The 17,126-nt window shown below is 70.5% G+C and carries 16 protein-coding genes; 8 read left to right on the top strand and 8 right to left on the bottom strand.

Annotated features, from left to right (window positions below; genetic code table 11):
* Positions 1 to 32 precede the first annotated feature (32 nt).
* Genes IE250_RS12285 through IE250_RS12275 form a run of 3 tightly spaced genes read left to right on the top strand, consistent with a single transcriptional unit; the run spans position 33 to position 2,526 of the window.
* A complete protein-coding gene (locus tag IE250_RS12285; protein WP_189669556.1) occupies positions 33 to 842 on the top strand; it encodes a CPBP family intramembrane glutamic endopeptidase in 810 nt (269 codons plus the stop codon).
* Positions 842 to 1,780: an ATP-binding cassette domain-containing protein gene (locus tag IE250_RS12280; protein WP_189669555.1), complete on the top strand. Its 939-nt coding sequence runs from the start codon at positions 842 to 844 to the stop codon at positions 1,778 to 1,780. The genes IE250_RS12285 and IE250_RS12280 overlap by 1 nt, the downstream gene beginning before the upstream one ends.
* Positions 1,777 to 2,526, top strand: a complete 750-nt coding sequence (locus IE250_RS12275) for an ABC transporter permease (protein ID WP_229872387.1) — start codon at positions 1,777 to 1,779, stop codon at positions 2,524 to 2,526. Before IE250_RS12280 ends, IE250_RS12275 begins: the two co-directional genes overlap by 4 nt.
* Here the strand turns inward: IE250_RS12275 and IE250_RS12270 are convergent.
* A complete protein-coding gene (locus IE250_RS12270) occupies positions 2,510 to 5,641 on the bottom strand; it encodes an ATP-binding protein (protein ID WP_189669554.1) in 3,132 nt (1,043 codons plus the stop codon). The genes IE250_RS12275 and IE250_RS12270 overlap by 17 nt on opposite strands.
* Before the next feature lie 124 nt (positions 5,642 to 5,765).
* Here IE250_RS12270 and IE250_RS12265 point away from each other — a divergent pair, with 124 nt between their 5' ends.
* A complete protein-coding gene (locus IE250_RS12265) occupies positions 5,766 to 6,725 on the top strand; it encodes a DUF389 domain-containing protein (RefSeq protein WP_189669736.1) in 960 nt (319 codons plus the stop codon).
* 116 nt (positions 6,726 to 6,841) lie between these two features.
* Positions 6,842 to 8,812: an APC family permease gene (locus IE250_RS12260; RefSeq protein ID WP_189669553.1), complete on the top strand. Its 1,971-nt coding sequence runs from the start codon at positions 6,842 to 6,844 to the stop codon at positions 8,810 to 8,812.
* Between the two features lie 72 nt (positions 8,813 to 8,884).
* Here IE250_RS12260 and IE250_RS12255 read toward each other — a convergent pair whose 3' ends face one another.
* The 3 genes from IE250_RS12255 to IE250_RS12245 form a co-directional block, all read right to left on the bottom strand.
* The gene (locus IE250_RS12255) at positions 8,885 to 9,310 is read right to left on the bottom strand and encodes a TFIIB-type zinc ribbon-containing protein (protein ID WP_189669552.1); all 426 of its coding nucleotides are present in this window, start codon (positions 9,308 to 9,310) and stop codon (positions 8,885 to 8,887) included.
* 65 nt (positions 9,311 to 9,375) lie between these two features.
* Complete coding sequence (locus tag IE250_RS12250) at positions 9,376 to 10,578, bottom strand: TFIIB-type zinc ribbon-containing protein (protein WP_229872385.1); 1,203 nt, start codon at positions 10,576 to 10,578, stop codon at positions 9,376 to 9,378.
* Position 10,579: 1 nt separating this feature from the next.
* The gene (locus IE250_RS12245) at positions 10,580 to 11,710 is read right to left on the bottom strand and encodes an SPFH domain-containing protein (RefSeq protein ID WP_189669551.1); all 1,131 of its coding nucleotides are present in this window, start codon (positions 11,708 to 11,710) and stop codon (positions 10,580 to 10,582) included.
* Positions 11,711 to 11,907: 197 nt separating this feature from the next.
* On the opposite strand from IE250_RS12245, the gene IE250_RS12240 reads away from it, so the two are divergent.
* Entirely contained in the window at positions 11,908 to 12,291 is a 384-nt protein-coding gene (locus tag IE250_RS12240; protein WP_189669550.1) for a universal stress protein, read from the top strand.
* A gap of 41 nt (positions 12,292 to 12,332) precedes the next feature.
* On the opposite strand, the gene IE250_RS12235 is transcribed toward IE250_RS12240, so the two are convergent.
* Positions 12,333 to 12,953: a TetR/AcrR family transcriptional regulator gene (locus IE250_RS12235; RefSeq protein ID WP_189669549.1), complete on the bottom strand. Its 621-nt coding sequence runs from the start codon at positions 12,951 to 12,953 to the stop codon at positions 12,333 to 12,335.
* Positions 12,954 to 13,042: 89 nt separating this feature from the next.
* Here IE250_RS12235 and IE250_RS12230 point away from each other — a divergent pair, with 89 nt between their 5' ends.
* Together IE250_RS12230 and IE250_RS12225 are read left to right on the top strand one after the other, a co-directional pair.
* Positions 13,043 to 13,894, top strand: a complete 852-nt coding sequence (locus IE250_RS12230) for an alpha/beta fold hydrolase (protein ID WP_189669548.1) — start codon at positions 13,043 to 13,045, stop codon at positions 13,892 to 13,894.
* 74 nt (positions 13,895 to 13,968) lie between these two features.
* Positions 13,969 to 14,964 carry an NADP-dependent oxidoreductase gene (locus tag IE250_RS12225; protein ID WP_189669547.1) on the top strand — a complete coding sequence of 332 codons (996 nt, stop codon included), beginning with the start codon at positions 13,969 to 13,971 and terminating at the stop codon, positions 14,962 to 14,964.
* Between the two features lie 15 nt (positions 14,965 to 14,979).
* On the opposite strand, the gene IE250_RS12220 is transcribed toward IE250_RS12225, so the two are convergent.
* The 3 genes from IE250_RS12220 to IE250_RS12210 form a co-directional block, all read right to left on the bottom strand.
* On the bottom strand, positions 14,980 to 15,213 hold the full coding sequence (locus IE250_RS12220) for a hypothetical protein (RefSeq protein ID WP_189669546.1): 234 nt from the start codon (positions 15,211 to 15,213) through the stop codon (positions 14,980 to 14,982).
* Positions 15,214 to 15,297: 84 nt separating this feature from the next.
* Positions 15,298 to 16,131: a carbohydrate ABC transporter permease gene (locus IE250_RS12215; RefSeq protein ID WP_229872384.1), complete on the bottom strand. Its 834-nt coding sequence runs from the start codon at positions 16,129 to 16,131 to the stop codon at positions 15,298 to 15,300.
* The gene (locus IE250_RS12210) at positions 16,128 to 17,078 is read right to left on the bottom strand and encodes a carbohydrate ABC transporter permease (RefSeq protein WP_229872383.1); all 951 of its coding nucleotides are present in this window, start codon (positions 17,076 to 17,078) and stop codon (positions 16,128 to 16,130) included. Before IE250_RS12210 ends, IE250_RS12215 begins: the two co-directional genes overlap by 4 nt.
* Positions 17,079 to 17,126 lie beyond the last annotated feature (48 nt).

Raw genomic sequence — 17,126 nt, 5'->3', positions numbered from 1 at the left:
CCGTGTCCGCGGACCGGGGAAACATCTGCGGCATGGAGAACACACAGAACCTCACAGACATAGCACCAGACACTCGAACGAGCCGAGTAGTCGAACGGCTGCTCGCGGACCGCCACTCCGTGCCGCTGTCCATCGCGCTCCACCTCGTCCCCGGCGCACTGATCGTCGCTGTCTACGCGTTCATCGCCGCACCGCTCACCCGGGCGACCGGCTTCCCGATCTTCCTCGCCTGGGCTATCGCCTTGGCCGTGGTGCTCTTCCCGATCCAGTTCGGCCTTCTGTGGCTGGGCCGCAAGCGCACCGGCCGCTACTCCCTTCGCGGGGTGCTGCACTACCTGGACAAGCCGTTCTCGCGCGGCAAGATCGCCGCGATCGGCATCGGCCTCATGGTGTACATGACCGTGGTGTCGCTCGCGCTCATCCCGCTGGACAGCCTCGTCTACGACACGGCCTTCACCTGGATCCAGTACGAGGGCGCCGGCCCCTCCGCCACCACCTACCTCGACGGGTACTCCCAGCAGTCGCTGGTGACCACGCTGCTGATCTGCCTGCCGTTCACCGGCTTCACCCTGCCGCTGATCGAGGAGTACTACTTCCGCGGGTTCCTGCTGCCCCGCCTTCCCCAGCTGGGCAAGTGGGCTCCGCTGTTCAACACGGTCCTGTTCTCGGTGTATCACTTCTGGGCGCCCTGGACGGTCCTGTCGAAGATCGTCTTCCTGTTCCCGGGCGTCTGGTTCGTCTGGCGCAAGCACGACATCCGGGCGTCGATCTGGATGCACCCCGGATCGGCACTGCTGGCGACCACTGGCGGCCTCGTCGCCCTCTCGATGGGCCTCCTGTGATGGCGACCTCAGCGATCGCGGTCTCCGGACTGCGCAAGGCATTCAAGGACAAGGTCGTGCTCGACGGCATCGATCTCGACGTCCGCGCGGGCACCATCTTCTCCCTCCTCGGCCCCAACGGGGCGGGAAAGACGACGACGGTGAACGTGCTGACCACGTTGATGAAGGCCGACGGTGGGGCGGCACATGTCGCTGGGCACGACGTCGCGACCGACGCCAAGGCGGTGCGCGCCGCGATCGGCGTCACCGGTCAGTTCGCGGCGGTCGACGAGCTGCTGACGGGGCAGGAGAACCTGCAGCTGATGGTGGACCTGAGCCCGGTCTCCGCCAAGGACGGCAAGCGGGTCGTCGCCGACCTGCTGGAACGGTTCGACCTGGTCGAGTCGGCGCAGAAGCCCGCGTCCACCTACTCGGGCGGCATGCGCCGCAAGCTGGACCTGGCCATGACGCTGGTCGGCGACCCGCAGATCATCTTCCTGGACGAGCCGACGACGGGACTGGACCCCCGCAGCCGCCGCACGATGTGGTCGATCATCCGCGACCTGGTCGCCGACGGCGTGACCGTGTTCCTCACGACCCAGTACCTCGAGGAGGCCGACCAGCTCGCCGACCAGGTCGCCGTGCTCGACCAGGGCCGCCTGGTCGCCCAGGGCACCCCCGACGAGCTCAAGCGGCTGATCCCCGGGACGCACATCCGGCTCCGGTTCGCCAACCTGTCCCTGCTCGATGCGGCCGCGCTGCTCTTCCCGGGCTCCGCGCGGGACGACGACGCGCTCGCCCTGCGGGTTCCCGGCGACGGCGGCTCGACCTCTCTGCGGGCAGTGCTGGACCGGCTCGACGAGTACTCGCTCAGCGCGGAAGAGCTCTCCGTGCGCACCCCCGACCTCGACGACGTATTCCTCGCCCTGACGGGCCGCACCACGGAGGCAACTAAGTGAGCCACAAGCCTCACGCGATAGTGATGCTGCGCCGCAACTTCATGCACATCGCCCGCAACCCGACCTCCGTGTTCAACGCGGTCCTGATGCCGATCATCATCATGCTGATGTTCGTGTACATGTTCGGCGACGCGTTCGACGTCGGCGTCGACTACATCGACTACGCGACGCCCGGACTGATGCTGCTGGCCGTCTGCTACGGGCTGGGGTCCACCGCGACGGCGGTGAACTCCGACATGACCAAGGGCATCATCAACCGGTTCAAGGTCATGGACATCTCCCGCGGCGCGGTGCTGACCAGTCACGTCGTCGCCAGCGTGCTGACCAACGTGATCGCCATCGCCGCCCTGATCGGCGTGGCCTTCCTGCTGGGCTTCAGCCCAGCGGCGAGCCTCCTCGACTGGCTCGGCGTCGTCGGCCTGGTCGTGGTGCTCGGCTTCGCGACCGGCTGGCTGACGGTCGCCCTGGGACTGTTCGCGAAGTCTCCGGAGACAGCGGGCCTCGCCTCGGTGCCGCTGGTCATGCTGCCGTTCTTCAGCAGCGCTATCGTCCCCGCGGAGACGATGGGGCCGGGCCTGCGGGAGTTCGCGGAGTATCAGCCCTTCACGCCGATCATCGAGACCATGCGCGGGCTGCTCGCCGGCGCACCGGACACGGGCGACGCCGTCACCGCCGTCGCCTGGTGCGCCGGGATCGCTCTTGTCGGGTACCTGTGGGCGTCGTCGACGTTCACGAAGCGAGCGTGACCGCGACCAGCTGATCCCAGCTCGTCTCCGTACCCTCCCGAGCCGCCTCGGCGAACCCCGCGTCGCCGAGGCGGCTCCGCGCTGCCTCCTCGATCCGGGCCAGGTCCGGGTCGGAACGGTCCCGCAGCCCGCGCACGACGGCGCTCGCCGCGAGCAGCCGCGCGGCCTGCTCGTGCTGGTCGCGCCGCAGTGCCAGGTCCGCGACCCCGACAAGCGTCTGCGCGAGCATGGGTGCGTACCCCGCCTCGGCCGCGGCCCTGCAGGCCGCGGCGCGATGCTCGCGAGCCTCGCCGAGGTCGTCCGTGAGGTAGCCCAGCTGGTGGTGCGTCAGCGAGCGGAGGTTCGACGCCTGCTCGCCGAACATCGTCGTCGCGATATCGAGCTGCCGGCGAGCCTCCTCGGCGTCCCCGCCCCAGCGGGCGAGCTCCGCCTTGGCCAGGGCCACCTCCGCCAGCGCCTCCGGCCACGTGACCCGCTCCGCGAGCCGTGCCGCATCGGCTGTCGCGGCCGCGCTCGCGTCCTTGTCGCCCAGCAGCCAGTACAGCCGCGCCTGTCCCGACCGCATCCGGATGACGTCCTCGACGGCCCCGACCTCGGTCACTACCGCGATCGCCTGCTCGTAGTACTCGGCCGCGGCGGCGAACTCGCCGCGCGTGGCGATGCGGTCCGCCAGCTCGGTCAGGGCGAAGGAGATCCCGAACCGCTCGCCCAGCGCCCGGAACTCGGCGAGCGCCGTCTCGAGGTGGGTGTCAGCCTCCTGCCCGGCGTGACCGAGCATCACCCGCATCTTGCCGAGCTGCAGCCGGGCCAGCGCGCGTGCCCAGGGGTCGTCGTTGTCGAGGGCCGACTCCCACGCGTTCAGGGGGTCGGACCCCTGCAGCATGCGTTCCAGCGGGATGATCAGCCCCAGCAGCGGGCTGTGCGGCCCGTCGCGCAGGCTGAGCTCGTAGGCCTTGTGGATCCAGTCCGCCGCCTGGCGCTCGTCGGCGGCCCGCCCGGAGCTGGCGAACATCACGACCAGCGAGTACACGGCGGACCGGGTCTTGTCGTCGACATCGCCGGGGAGCTCGGCGGCCGCGGTGACCAGCTCCTGGCCCTCGGACTTGTGCCCGCTGAGCCACCAGTACCAGCCGGCGCCGGCCGCTAGCCGCATCGCCGCGTGCGTCTCGCCGGCCGCGAGCGCACCGCGCATCGCGGCGCTGATGTTGTCGTGCTCGACGGCGAGCGTGCCGATCCCCTGCCGCTGCTCCGCCCGGCGAAGGCGCGGCTCCACGGTTTCGGCGAGGTCGGCGAAGTGTGCGAGGTGCGCCCGGCGGGCCAGGTCCGACTCTCCCGCCTCCGCAAGGCGTTGCGCGGCGTACTCCTTGATAGTGCCGAGCATCCGGTAGCGCGGAGTGCCGGCGGGCTCGGCGACCAGCAGCGACTTCTCGGTCAGTGCCGTGAGCAGCTCGAGCACCTGCTCCGGCTCGGCCGTGTCGCCGGCGCAGACCCGCTCGGCCGCCTCCAGGCTCGCCCCGCCCGCGAACACCGACAGCCTGCGCAGGGCCGTCCGTTCGGCGTCGGTCAGGAGCTCCCAGCTCCAGTCGACCATCGCGCGCAGCGTCCGGTGTCGCGGCAGGGCGGTGCGGCTGCCGCCGGTCAGCAGGCGGAACCGGTCGTCGAGCCGGTCGGCGAGCTGGTCGATGGACAGGGTGCGCAGCCTGGTCGCGGCCAGCTCGATCGCCAGCGGCATACCGTCCAGCGTCCGGCAGATGCGGGCCATCGTCGGCAGGGTGGACGCGTCGACCGCGAGGTCCTGGCGCGCCGCACTCGCTCGCTCCCGCAGCAGCCGGACGGCCGGCGCCGATGCGATCTCGTCGAGGCCGGCGTCCGCCTCCGGCAGGCCCAGCGGCAGCACCGGCCAGAGCGCCTCACCGGTGATGCCGAGCGGCTCCCTGCTCGTCGCGAGGATCCGCAGCCGGCGGCACTCCCCGAGCAGGCGGTGAGCGAGCGCCGCCGCCGGCTCGATCACGTGCTCGCAGTTGTCCAGGACCAGGACCATCTCCCGTTCGCGGATCGCGGCGACCAGCCGCTCGGTCGGGTCGAGGTCCGGCGCCTCGCCGAGCAGCGCGTCCCGGAGACCGAGCCCGGCGAGCGTTGCCTGCGCCACGTCGCCGTCGGCGCCGATCGCCGCGAGCTCCACCAGCCACGCGCCGTCCGGGAGGTCGTCAGTCAGCGTGCGCGCGGTCTCCGTGGCCAGCCTGGTCTTGCCCGCGCCGCCCGGCCCGATCAGGGTGGTCAGCCGATGCTCCCCGACGAGGTCGCGGACCGCGGCGACGTCGGCGTCCTTCCCGACGTACGTGGTCAGCTCGGCACGTAGGTTGGTCTTCCGGTTCTCGTCGGGCCGCCCCACCTCGCCGCGCAGCAGCGCGACGTGCAACGCGGACAGCTCCGGTGAGGGGTCGACGCCGAGCGCGTCGGCCAGGGCCTCTCTGGTGCGCTGGTACAGGAGCAGCGCGTCGGTGTCGCGACCGGTCGCGGCGAGGGAACGCATCAGCGCGGCTACGAGCCGCTCCCGCACCGGGTGCGCGGCCACCAGGTCGGTCAGCTCCGGGACCAGGTCCGCGCCGTGGCCGAGGGCGATCTCCGCGTCGAACCGGTCCTCCATGACGCTCAGCCGCAGCCTGTCGAGGCGCGTGACCGCCGCGTCGAACGCCGCGCTGCCCTCCAGGTCGATGTCCTGCATGGCCGCGCCGCGCCACAACGCGAGGGCGTCGCGCAGCAGCTGGACCCGCCGCGGACCGTCGTCGGCGCGGGCCTTGCCGACGAGCCGCTCGAACCGCACGGCGTCGACGGCGTCGGGTTCCACCCGCAGCCGGTAGCCGCTCGGCTGCCCCTCGATCGATCCGTCCGGCAGCACCTTCCGTAGTCGGGAGACCAGGCGCTGCAGGGCGTTCGCCGCGTCCGACGGCGGGTGCTCACCCCAGATCCAGTCGACGAGCGTGGCCTTCTGGACCGCGCGACCCGGGTTGAGCGCAAGCGCGACCAGCAGCGCGCGCAGCCGGGCGCCCGGCACATCGGCGACGACGCCATCGTCCAGGCGCACCTCGAACGGTCCAATCATCCCGATTTGCACCCGGTTGATTCTGCCACGGGCGAGCTGGACGCCCTCGGCGTCGGCCGAGGTGCTCGACCGGCCCCGTAAGGGTTGCGTCAACACCAGCCGGTGCGGCGTCACCCACGGATACGGTGTCGGCGTGATGCAGCACCTCCGTGTGGTCAGCCCGTCCGCGGCCACGGCCGACGTCGTGGACCTGTTGCGGTCCAGTCCCGCCGCGACCAACGTCGTGGTGCTCCCCGACTGCGCGGTCGACCCGCCGGGCGACGTCGTCATGGCCGACGTCGCACGCGAGGCGCTCAGCCCGATCCTGGACCGCCTGACCGATATGGGTCTGGGCCGCGACGGCTCCATCGCCGTGGAGTCGGTGGACACCTCTCTCTCGCACCATGCCACTCGAGCGCAGGACGCCGCCCCCGGCCTGCCGGAGGACGCGCTCGTGTGGCAAGAGGTCGTGGACCGCACCGAGGCCGAGTCGCGCACCTCGTTGGGCTACCTCGCCCTCATGGCCTTGGCCACCACCATCGGCATGATCGGCGTCCTGTTCGACCAGCCGATCCTCGTCGTCGGCGCCATGGTGACCGGCCCCGACTTCGGCCCGCTCGCCGCGATCTCGGTCGGCCTGGTCGGGCGGCGCTGGCGCACGGCCGGGCGAGCCGCGGCCACCCTGGCGGCCGGGTTCGCCGCCGGGTTCGCGGCGTCCGTCCTGATGGCACTGCTGCTCCAGGCGTGGGGCCTGGCGGACCAGGCGACACTGCTCGCCGACCGGCCGCAGACGTCGTTCATCTGGGCACCGGACGCACTGAGCTGGGTGGTCGGCGCGCTCGCCGGAGCGGCCGGCATGATCTCGCTGACGTCTGGCCGGTCAGGGGTGCTCGTGGGCGTGCTGATCTCCGTGACCACCGTCCCGGCCGTGGGTAACGCCGCCGTCGCGCTCGCCTACGGTGTGGGCGAAGAAGCCACGGGCTCGCTGGCCCAGTTCGCCATCAACGTCGCCATGATCGTGGCCGGCGCGGTGGTATGCCTCCTGATCCAGCGGACCTGGTGGCGCTTCCAGGGAAGGACCGCTTCCGGCCAGGTCAGGGCCACGAGCGACTCGTAACGCTCAACGACAGTGCCACCACCCCGGTAGCCCAAGCGCGCGTGACACGGGTCACAGCGCTGCCGGCGTTAAGGATCCGTCAAAGACCGCACCGACAGCGGTGGGTTGGCTTTGTAATGGCGGACGTGACTGTCACCGCGCCCCCGGCCGCACCCCCTCCTGCGCCCTCCCGACTGAGGTCGTGGCTCCTGGCGGGACAGGAGCTCCGGGCGGACAAGCTCGGGGCCTACGCCCAGGAGCCTCCGCCGGAGAAGGCGCACTCCTGGTGGAAGGTGATGTGCCTGACGGGCGTCGACTACTTCTCGACGCTGGGCTACCAGCCCGGGATCGCAGCGCTGGCGGCAGGGCTCCTGTCCCCGATCGCGACCCTCGTCCTGGTCGCGCTCACCCTCCTGGGCGCACTGCCCGTGTACCGCAGGGTCGCCGCCGAGAGCCCGCACGGGCAGGGCTCGATCGCGATGCTCGAGCGGCTGCTGACCTTCTGGCGGGGCAAGCTGTTCGTCCTGGTGCTGCTCGGCTTCGCCGCGACGGACTTCGTCATCACCATCACGCTGTCGGCAGCGGACGCCGCGGAGCACGCGGTGGAGAACCCCGCCGTCGCCGACCTGCTGCACGGCGGCAACCTGTGGATCACGCTCGGCCTGATCGCGCTGCTCGGCGTCGTGTTCCTGGTCGGGTTCACCGAGGCCATCGGCATCGCCGTCGTCCTGGTCGCGGTGTATCTCCTGCTCAACGTGGTGACGATCCTGGTGTCGTTCGTCCATGTCTTCACCGAGCCCCAGGTCATCAGTGACTGGTCCACCGCGCTGGTGACCCAGCACGGCAACCCGGTCATGATCGTCGCACTGGCACTGCTCGTCTTCCCCAAGCTCGCGCTCGGCATGTCCGGCTTCGAGACGGGCGTCGCCGTGATGTCCCACGTCAAGGGCGACCCCACCGATACCCCCGAGCGTCCGGCCGGCCGGATCCGCAACACCAAGAAGCTGCTCACCGCCGCCGCGGTCACCATGAGCTGCTTCCTGGTGACGAGCAGCCTGGTCACCACCTGGCTCATCCCGCAGGAGGAGTTCGCCGACGGCGGCGCCGCGTCCGGGCGGGCCCTCGCCTACCTCGCACACTCCTATCTCGGGCCGGTGTTCGGCACGGCGTACGACCTCGCCACGATCGCGATCCTGTGGTTCGCCGGTGCCTCGGCCATGGCCGGCCTGCTCAACCTGATCCCTCGCTACCTGCCCCGCTACGGCATGGCGCCCGAGTGGGCCTCGGCGGCCCGGCCGCTCGTGCTGGTGATCACCGCCATCGCGTTCCTGGTGACGTGGATCTTCAACGCCGACGTCAACGCTCAGGGCGGCGCGTACGCCACCGGCGTCCTGGTCCTGTTCTCCTCGGCCTGCGTCGCCGTCACGCTCGCGGCCCGCAAGGCGGGGCAGCGCCGGCTCACCGTCGCGTTCGCCGTGATCACGCTGATCTTCTTCTACACCACCGCGCTCAACGTCATCGAGCGGCCCGACGGCGTGAAGATCGGCGCCGTCTTCATCGTCGCGATCGTCCTCGTCTCGCTGGTCTCGCGCCTGACGAGGTCGTTCGAGCTGCGGACCACCGGCGTCGTCCTCGATGCTCGCGCCGAGCAGTACGTTCGAGAGTGCGCCAGACGCAACGTCCGCCTGGTCGCCAACGAGCCCGACGCCGGAGACGCCCAGGAGTACCAGGAGAAGGTCGCCCAGATCGCCTCCGACAACGATCTTCCGCGCTCCGACGACATCATCTTCGTCGAGGTCACGCTCACCGACCCGTCCGACTTCGAGTCGGTGATCGAAGCCACGGGGGTCGTGCGGCCGGGCGGGTACCGCGCCATCACCCTGGAGGCGCCCAGCGTCCCCAACGCGCTCGCCGCCCTGCTGCTGCACGTGCGCGACGTGACCGGCGTACCGCCGCACATCTACTACGAGTGGACCGAGGGCAACCCGATCAACCACCTGCTGCGGTTCCTGCTCTTCGGCGCGGGCGAGGTCGCACCCGTCACCCGCGAGATCCTGCGCCGTGCCGAGCCCGACCGCACCAAGCGCCCCCACGTGCACGCCGGCTGAGAGTCCGGGTCCGCCAACCCGTCAGGCCCGCAGCTCGCGCGAGCTGCGGGCCTGACAGGTCGATGGACGTGGTCAGAAGTCGAAGAGGTCCTCGAGGAAGGACTCCTTGCGCTTCTTCTTGTACCGCGGGTCGTTCCGGCGGTCACCGTACGAGTCGTACCGGCGGTCGTCGTCGTACCGGCGGTCCCGGTCGTAGCGGCGGTCGTCGTCGCGCCGCCGGTCGTCGTACCGCGGGTCGTAGGCCGGCTGCGGGGAGCCGTAGGCCGGGCCGGCCTGCACGGGGTTCGGCACGGGCGGCATCGGCGGAGCGGGAGCCGAGGGTGGGACCGGCGTCGTCGGCCGGTTCTCCGCGGCGATCTCGGCCTCTACCGAGCGGTCGATGACCTTGTCGAGCTCACCACGGTCGAGCCACACGCCACGGCACGTGGGGCAGTAGTCGATCTCGATCCCCTTGCGCTCGGACATGACGAGCGTGGTCTGGTCGATCGGGCACAACATCGTAATGGTCTCCTTGCGGTCGTCGTCTGCCGGTGGACCAACGGACGGGCCAGACGTGCGGTTCCTCAGAACCCTGGATACAACTCTGGATCCACGTAGAACCCCACGCTCTCACGGGCGCCCGGATCGCCCAAGTGCCCAGCGGCCGCGGCGAGCGCCGTGCCGCCGTCCTGGGATGCCAACACCGCCCACACGATCGCGCCGACCAGGACCAGCCCCGCGAGAATCGCGAGGACGATCTTCCAGGCCGACCACGGCCGCTGCCCCACCACCTCGGCCGTGCGTGCGTTGACCAGCACCTGGAACGGCTTGCCGCCGTACAGGTACGTGGCGATCCACGCCGGCAGCAGCAGGAGCTTGTACGTCACGTCGGCATAGCTCGTGCTCACCTGGTGCACGCGCTGCACGTCGCCGCCGATGTCCCGCTCGCAGTCGTTCTCGATGACGGGCGCCATCTCCTGCTTGGCCACGTCCAGCCCGGCCTCGGGCTCGACGTCGTACCGCAGGGTCTCGTAGCCCGCGAGGTAGTCGGGCTGGTACGACCGGGCCTGGTCGAGCGGCCACGGGCTGAGCTTCGCCAGGTGCTCTGGCATGACCCGCCCGGTCCCGGCGACGAGCACGTCGTCGAAGTCCCGCGCCACCGTGCCCGACGCGTGGTACCAGCGGGTCTTCTGCACCTGCCGGGTATGGGTCTGGCTCCGGCCCTCGGAATCGGTGGTGGTGTAGGTCTCGGTGACCCAGTAGTGCTCGCCCCGCTGCCCGGTGTAGTCGGACCGGGTCCGCGCGTCGAACGTCCAGTGCGGCAGGTAGACGCCGTGCGCCTGCTCCGCGGACACCACCTTCTTCAGGGCCGACGGCGCGAACCACCGCGAGCGCACCCATTTCTGCAGGGCGGCCTGCATCGACGCCCGGTCGACCTCGAAGGGCAGCACGGCCTCCGGTTCGACGAGTCCGAGGGACTCCACCTCGGCGACCATCGGCGACCCGCAGAACCCGCACTTCTGGGACAGGTGGTCGCTCGTCGTGAGCGCGCCGCACGTGCCGCACCGGTAGTCGTGCGTGGCCGGCGCGGCGGGACGCGGCTTGGCGGCCAGCGCCGCGAAGTCGTGCTCGCGCACCTCCCGGACGCCGGCGGTGACCAGCTGTGTGTGGCCGCAGTACGGGCAGGTCAGCGTTCCGGTCCCGGCCGCGAACTCGACGCTGGCGCCGCACTGCTCGCACGGGTAGGCGTGGTGGGCGGTCGTGCCGCCGTCGGTCAGCTCCGCCATCTCAGGCCTGCGGCGGGAGCGGCGGCGGTGTCGCGCCGAGGTGCTTCGCGATGTCGGGCACGGACGACGCCGGTTCCCAGCCCGCCATGCCGGCGCGCCAGATGAGCGTGCCGGCCGTCAGGGTGCCGGCGGCGGCCTGACCGGCCAGCGCGGCATCGTCGAACGGGCCGGTCTGCGCGCCGCCGTTGCCCAGGTACCAGCCGGGCAGCGGCGGCGGGCCTGACGGCGCCCCCGGCGCGGCGGGCGCGGACGACGCCGCCGGCACCGGCTGAGCGGGCGGCACGATCGCGTTACCCACCGACTGCCCGAGGCCCATGCCGACCACCGCGCTCGCCCCGCCGCCCGCACCGGCGGCGGCCTCCATCGCCTCGCCCGCCTGGAACTGCTGGAATGCGGCCATGCTCCCCACCGTCCCGGAGGAGACGATGCCCATGGACGTGCGCTTGTCGAGCGCCTCCTCGACCTCCGGCGGAAGCGAGATGTTCTCGATGACGAACTTCGGCACGGAGATGCCCAGGTCCGCCAGCTCGTCGGTGAGCTTGGTCGCCAGCTGGTCGCCGAAGTCGCTGTGGTGGGCGGCGAGGTCGATCACGGGGATCCCCGCCGACGCGAGCACGCTCGCGAGGTGGCTCACGATGTTCTGCCGCAGGTACTCGTGCACCTCGTCGGTGCGGAACTGCGGGTCGGTGCCGACGAGCTCGCGCAGCAGCTTCTGCGGGTCCGCGACCCGGGCCGAGAACGCGCCGAAGGCACGCACGCGCACCATGCCCAGCTCCGGGTCCCGCATCATGACGGGGTTCTTGGTGCCCCACTTCATGTCGGTGAACTGCCGGGTGCTGACGAAGTACACCTCGGCCTTGAACGGCGAGCGGAAGCCGTGCTTCCAGCCCTTCAGCGTCGACAGCACAGGCAGGTTCTGGGTCTCGAGCGTGTACGTGCCGGGCCCGAACACGTCGGCGATGACGCCCTCGTTGACGAAGACGGCGGTCTGCGACTCCCGCACGACGAGCCGCGCGCCCATCTTGATCTCGTTCTCGTAGCGGGGGAACCGCCACACGATGGTGTCCCGCGTGTCGTCGAGCCATTCGACGATGTCGACGAGCTCGCCCTTGATCTTGTCCAGCAGGCCCATGACGTGCTCCCTCTGTTCTCCCCGGCCGCGACGCTGCGCGCATTCGGACCTTACAAGCCGAGTACGACAGTGGAAACGAAAACAGCCTTGCCGCAGCCCACGTGGGCAGGCGATGACTGCCGGAGTCCCGGACTTGTGAGAGAGTTTCACCAGCAGGGGTGACAACCCGGCGAACCTGTCCGGAGGTGCAAAGGCCGATGACCGTCCTCGTGGCGTACAACGAGTCACCCCAGGGTGAGGCCGCGATGCGCGCGGCAGTCAACGAGGCGGTGCGACGCCGGCAGGAGCTGGCTGTCCTCGTGCTCACGCCGCAGGCGGACCGCAAGGTCCCCGCGGCGCTCGCGCACCTGCTCGACGCCATACCCCCCACCGTCACCATGGCGCCGATCACCTTCCGCGCCGAGCAAGCCGACGTCGCCGACGCGATAGTCGACCGGGCCGAGGCCGTCTCTGCGCAGCTCGTGGTCATCGGCTCGCGCAAGCACTCCACCGTCGGCACGTTCCTCGTCGGGTCGACGACGCAGCAGGTGCTGCTCGACTCGCCGGCCCCCGTACTGGTGGTCAAGGCCAGCTACGCCTGAGCGCCGGGCCGGCCCCGAGCCTTCTCACGTGAGGCGAGCGGTCAGGCGGCGGCACGGGATGCCAGGACGGCACCGATCTGCTCGCGGATGTCGGCAAGGACGGCGTCATCGCTGCGGTGCAGGTACACGGTGGCGGTCGTGCTGACGTGGATGACCGCGGTGATCACCCGCGCCAGCAGCGCCGCAACGGTGGCATCGATGGACCCGTCGCGGGTGAGCACGCCGATGACGCCGTGCTCGAGTCGAGCGGCAAGGACCAGGCCCTCCCGCCGGTAGGGCTCGGCAGGATCCCCGAAGACCAGCTCGTGCAGGTACGTGCGGCCGTTCTCGACGTGCTCCCGCACACACACCACAACCGGACGGATGAGGGCCACGGCGCTCTCGAGCGCGCCCTGCTCGGCGGCGTCGCTCGCGGCGACCAGGCCCTCGTCGATGGCGGCGGCGAACTTCTGGTTCTGGACCATGATCAGCAGCTCCGCCTTGGTGGACGCGTACAGGTACAGGGTGCCGATCGCGACATCGGCCCGATCGGCGATCTCCTGCGTAGTGACGCCGCTGACGCCGTGCTGCGCGAGCAGCTCCCGGGCCGCGGCCATGATCCGTTCGCGCTTGTCCTGCTTGGCCCGCTCGCGGCGCCCGATCGGCATTCGTCGGTGTTCCATGTGGTCCCCTCTTGACAATGTTTCTGAGTCTGCTCATGATTGAGCATACTCGGCTTCATCGAGCCGGACGAGACCCTCGGGAGAGAGACATGTCGCAGCAAGGAACGGTGCGGAGCTACACGGACGCACCGACACGCACGATCCCGGCCGCGGGTGCCCTGTTCGCCTACCGCGAGCTCGGCCCGCAGACGGGGATCCCGCTGGTCCTGCTGACGCATCTCGGGGCGAACCTCGACGGCTGGGACCCGCGCATCGTGGACGGTCTGGCGCAGGATCACCGGGTCATCGCGGTCGACTACCGCGGCGTCGGCGACTCCACAGGACGCGCCCGCGAGTCGTTCGAGGAGATGGCCGACGACGTCGTGGCGCTGATCCGGGCGCTCGGTCACGACCGCGTGGACATGTTCGGCCTGGCGGTGGGCGGGATGGTCGCCCAAGCCGTCGCCGCGCGGGCACCGCGGCTGATCGACCGGCTCATCCTCGCGAGCACGGGACCTGCAGGTGGGCCCGGCCTGGCCACCATCACCCGTACCGCCGTCATCACGGGGGTCCGCGCCGCGCTCAGGCTCAACGATCCGAAGACGCTGCTGTTCTTCACCTCCACCGCCACGGGGGCGCGCGCCGCCCGTGCCTACCTCGCGCGGCTGAAGCAACGCACGACGGGGCGCGACAAGCCCGTGACCCTGGGGGCGGTTCGCGCGCAGCTGACCGCGGTGCGCCGATGGGGCCTGCAGGCTCCCGTCGAGCTGTCGTCAGCCGTCGACGAGGTCTTCATCGTCCACGGCGACAGCGACCGGTTGGTGCCGCCAGCGAACGCCGCCGAGCTGGCCCGGCGATTTCCGGGCGCGGCGGTGACGGTCTACCCGGACTCCGGTCACGGCGCGGTCTTCCAGTACCACCGCGAGTTCGTCGACGCCGCGCGCGACTTCCTCCGCCGCTAGCCCCCAGCCCGCGGCAGTCACAAGCCATCAGCACAAGCCATCAGCACAACACCAGACCAAGAAGGAAAGTCACCATGCGTGCGTTTGTCATCAACAAGTACAAGGAGCCGCTGCAGGAAGCGGACGTTCCCGAGCCCGTCGTCGGAGAGCATGACGTGCTGGTTCAGGTCCAGGCCGCCGGGCTCAACGTCGTCGACGAGAAGATCCGGTCGGGAGCGTTCAAGTCGTTCCTCCGCTACGAGCTGCCGCAGGTCATGGGCAGCGACGTCGCAGGGACGGTGATCCGCGTCGGGGCCCAGGTGCGGGGGTTCGCGCTCGGTGACCAGGTGTATGCCCAGCCCCGCACGGACCGCATCGGGACCTTCGCGGAGCGCATCGCGGTCCCCGAGGCCGATCTGGCGCTCAAGCCAGCGACGGCAACTCTCGAGGAGGCGGGCTCGCTGCCGCTGGTCGCCCTGACCGCATGGCAGGCGCTGGTCGAGAGGGGCAACGTTCAGCCGGGTCAGCGGGTCCTCATCCACGGCGGCTCCGGCGGCGTCGGGACAGTCGCGATCCAGCTCGCCAAGCACCTCGGCGCCACCGTCGCGACCACGGTCAGCGCGGGCAACGTCGACTTCGTCCGGGAGCTCGGCGCCGACAGCGTCGTCGACTACCGGAACCAGGACTTCGAGCAGCTCCTGGACGGGTACGACCTGGTGCTGGACAGCGTCGGCGGCGAGAACCTCGAGAAGTCCCTCCGGGTGCTGCGCCCCGGCGGCAAGGCGATCAGCATCGTCGGGCCGCCCGACCCCGCGTTCGCCCGCGAGGCCGGCCTGAACCCGGTGCTGCGCCTCGCGATGGCGGCGCTCAGCAGCAAGATCCGCCGGCAGGCGAAGAAGCTCGGTGTGACGTACGAGTTCCTCTTCATGCGCGCCAGCGGCGACCAGCTGCGCAAGATCAGCGCCCTCGTCGACAGCGGCGTCCTGCGTCCCGTCGTGGGACGGGTCTTCGACTTCGACCAGACCGCGGAGGCCGTGCAGTCGCAGGGCAAGGGCGGCGTCCGCGGCAAGGCCGTCATCACCCGGGCCTGAGGAACCCGTCGCACATCAGACCGACCGGCCCTGGCGCCCTCGTCGGACCAGCCACCGCACCGCCTGGTGGACGAGGACGCCGACAGCCGCGTTCGCGGCGCCGAGGAGCGACGCTCCGATCACCTGACCGACGGACAACGGTCCCGCCGTCCAGGCGACGAGCGCCGGCCAGAGGACCGCGGCGGCGATCAGCGTGGTTCGCCACCAGCGGCCGAACACCAGCCCGACCAGCATCATCGTCGGGACCATCGCCGCCTCCTCCGCACGACCCCAGGTCAACGACGCTACTCCCGCTGCTCCAGGGGCTCTCGCCCCTGGAGCGCGGGCCGCTCGCTACTTGACCGCCCCGGAGGTGATGCCGGAGATGATCTTGCGCTGCGCGACGATGAACACGACCAGCAGCGGCAGGCTCATGAGCACCACGTAGGCGAAGATCAGGTGCCAGTTCTCGAGGTACAGCCCGGCGCTGGCGACCTGGAACAGGTTCAGCGGCAGGGTGTCCAGGCGCCCGCCGACGACGAAGAACGCGTAGAAGACGTCGTTCCACACGTACAGGCAGATCAGGATGGTCGCCGTCGACAGCACGGGGGCCAGCAGCGGCAGGATGATCTTGCCGAACACGCGCAGCGGGCCGGCCCCGTCCACGCGCGCCGCCTCCTCGAGCTCCATCGGGATCGTGCGGATGAATCCGGTGACGAAGAAGATGACCGTCGACATGTACATGCCCATGTAGACGCCGATCATCCCGATCGCCGTGCCTGCGAGGCCGAGCTGGCGCAGCAGCAGCACGACGGTCACGACGGCGGGCGGCAGCACTATGCCGCTGATGGCCAGGGCGTAGAGCACGGCCATGCGCCGGGAGCTGCGGCGCGCGAGGACCCACGAGGCGAGCGACCCGAGCGCGAGCACCCCGATGACCGCCGGGACCATGACCAGCAGGCTGCCGAAGAACGCGGCGGGTACCCGGCCCTGCTCCCAGACCGCCGCGAAGTTCTCGGCGTACTGCCACGTCGTGGGCAGGGACAGGTCGGGGTTGAGGGCCTCGCCCTGGGTCTTGCCAGCGGTGACGACGACAATCCACAGCGGCATGCCGATGAGCAGGACGACGGCCAGGATCGCGGCGACCGGCTGGATGCGCCGCCAGACTCCGTGCCTGGTGGTGTTCACAGGACTTCCTCTCGCTTGCGCAGGGTCCGGATGACGGGGAACGCGAGGGCCACGACGACGACGAAGAGCACGAGGCTCATGGTCGTGGCCTGGGCGAACAGGCCCTGTCCGAACGTGCGGAAGATGAAGATGTTGAGCAGCTCGGTGGTGCGGGCCGGCCCGCCGCCGGTGGTCGCCTGGACGATGTCGAACCCGTTCATCGAGCCGAGCAGAGCGGTGGCGACGTTGAACGTCAGCGCGGGCGCGAGGAGGGGAAACCGGATGTCGCGGAACATGGTCCACGCCGAGGCGCCGTCGAGCCGGGCGGCCTCGAGCACGTCCTCGCTGATCGTCTTCAGGCCCGCGAGGTAGATGAGCATGGACAGGCCCATCCACTTCCAGGAGTGGATCAGCGCGACCACCACCAGCGTCCACGTGGTGTCCCCCAGCCAGGGGATCGTGACCGGCTGTCCGCTCAAGGCGCTGAGGATCGCGTTGGCGGCGCCGTCCGGCTTGAGGATCGCCTGGAACACGTAGCCGGCGGCGAGCGCGGACATGACGACCGGGATGAAGAACATGACCCGGGCGAAGCGGTTGATCTTGGTGTCGCGCTCGAGCAGGAGCGCGAGCAGCAGCCCGAAGAGGTTCTGGAAGATCGCCACCAGGACCGCGTAGACCAGCGTGATCCGCAGGGACGACAGGAGGGTGCCGCTCGAGATGAGGTCCTGGATGTTCTGCAGCCCGACGAAGCCGATCTCGCTCTTGAAGCTCGACCAGTCGGTGAGCGCGTAGACGAAGTTGAAGATCGTCGGCAGGAAGAAGAACACCCCGAGGATCAGGAACGCCGGGATGAGGAACGTGGCCGGGTGGCTGGCGCGGTGGCGATGGTCGGTGCGCGCCGTCGGCCGGCGCGACGCCGAGGGTCCGGCGGGCGGCATCGGCGGGATGGCTGTGGTCTGTGCGGTCACGATCAGTCCTCGGACGGTGGGTGCCGGGCCGCCTCACGGCGGCCCGGC

The sequence above is a fragment of the Promicromonospora soli genome (assembly GCF_014653785.1).
In the GTDB taxonomy this organism is placed as follows: Bacteria; Actinomycetota; Actinomycetes; order Actinomycetales; family Cellulomonadaceae; genus Promicromonospora; species Promicromonospora soli.
Note: the sequence above shows the minus strand (reverse complement) of the source record. Positions and strands in the feature narration are given on the sequence as shown.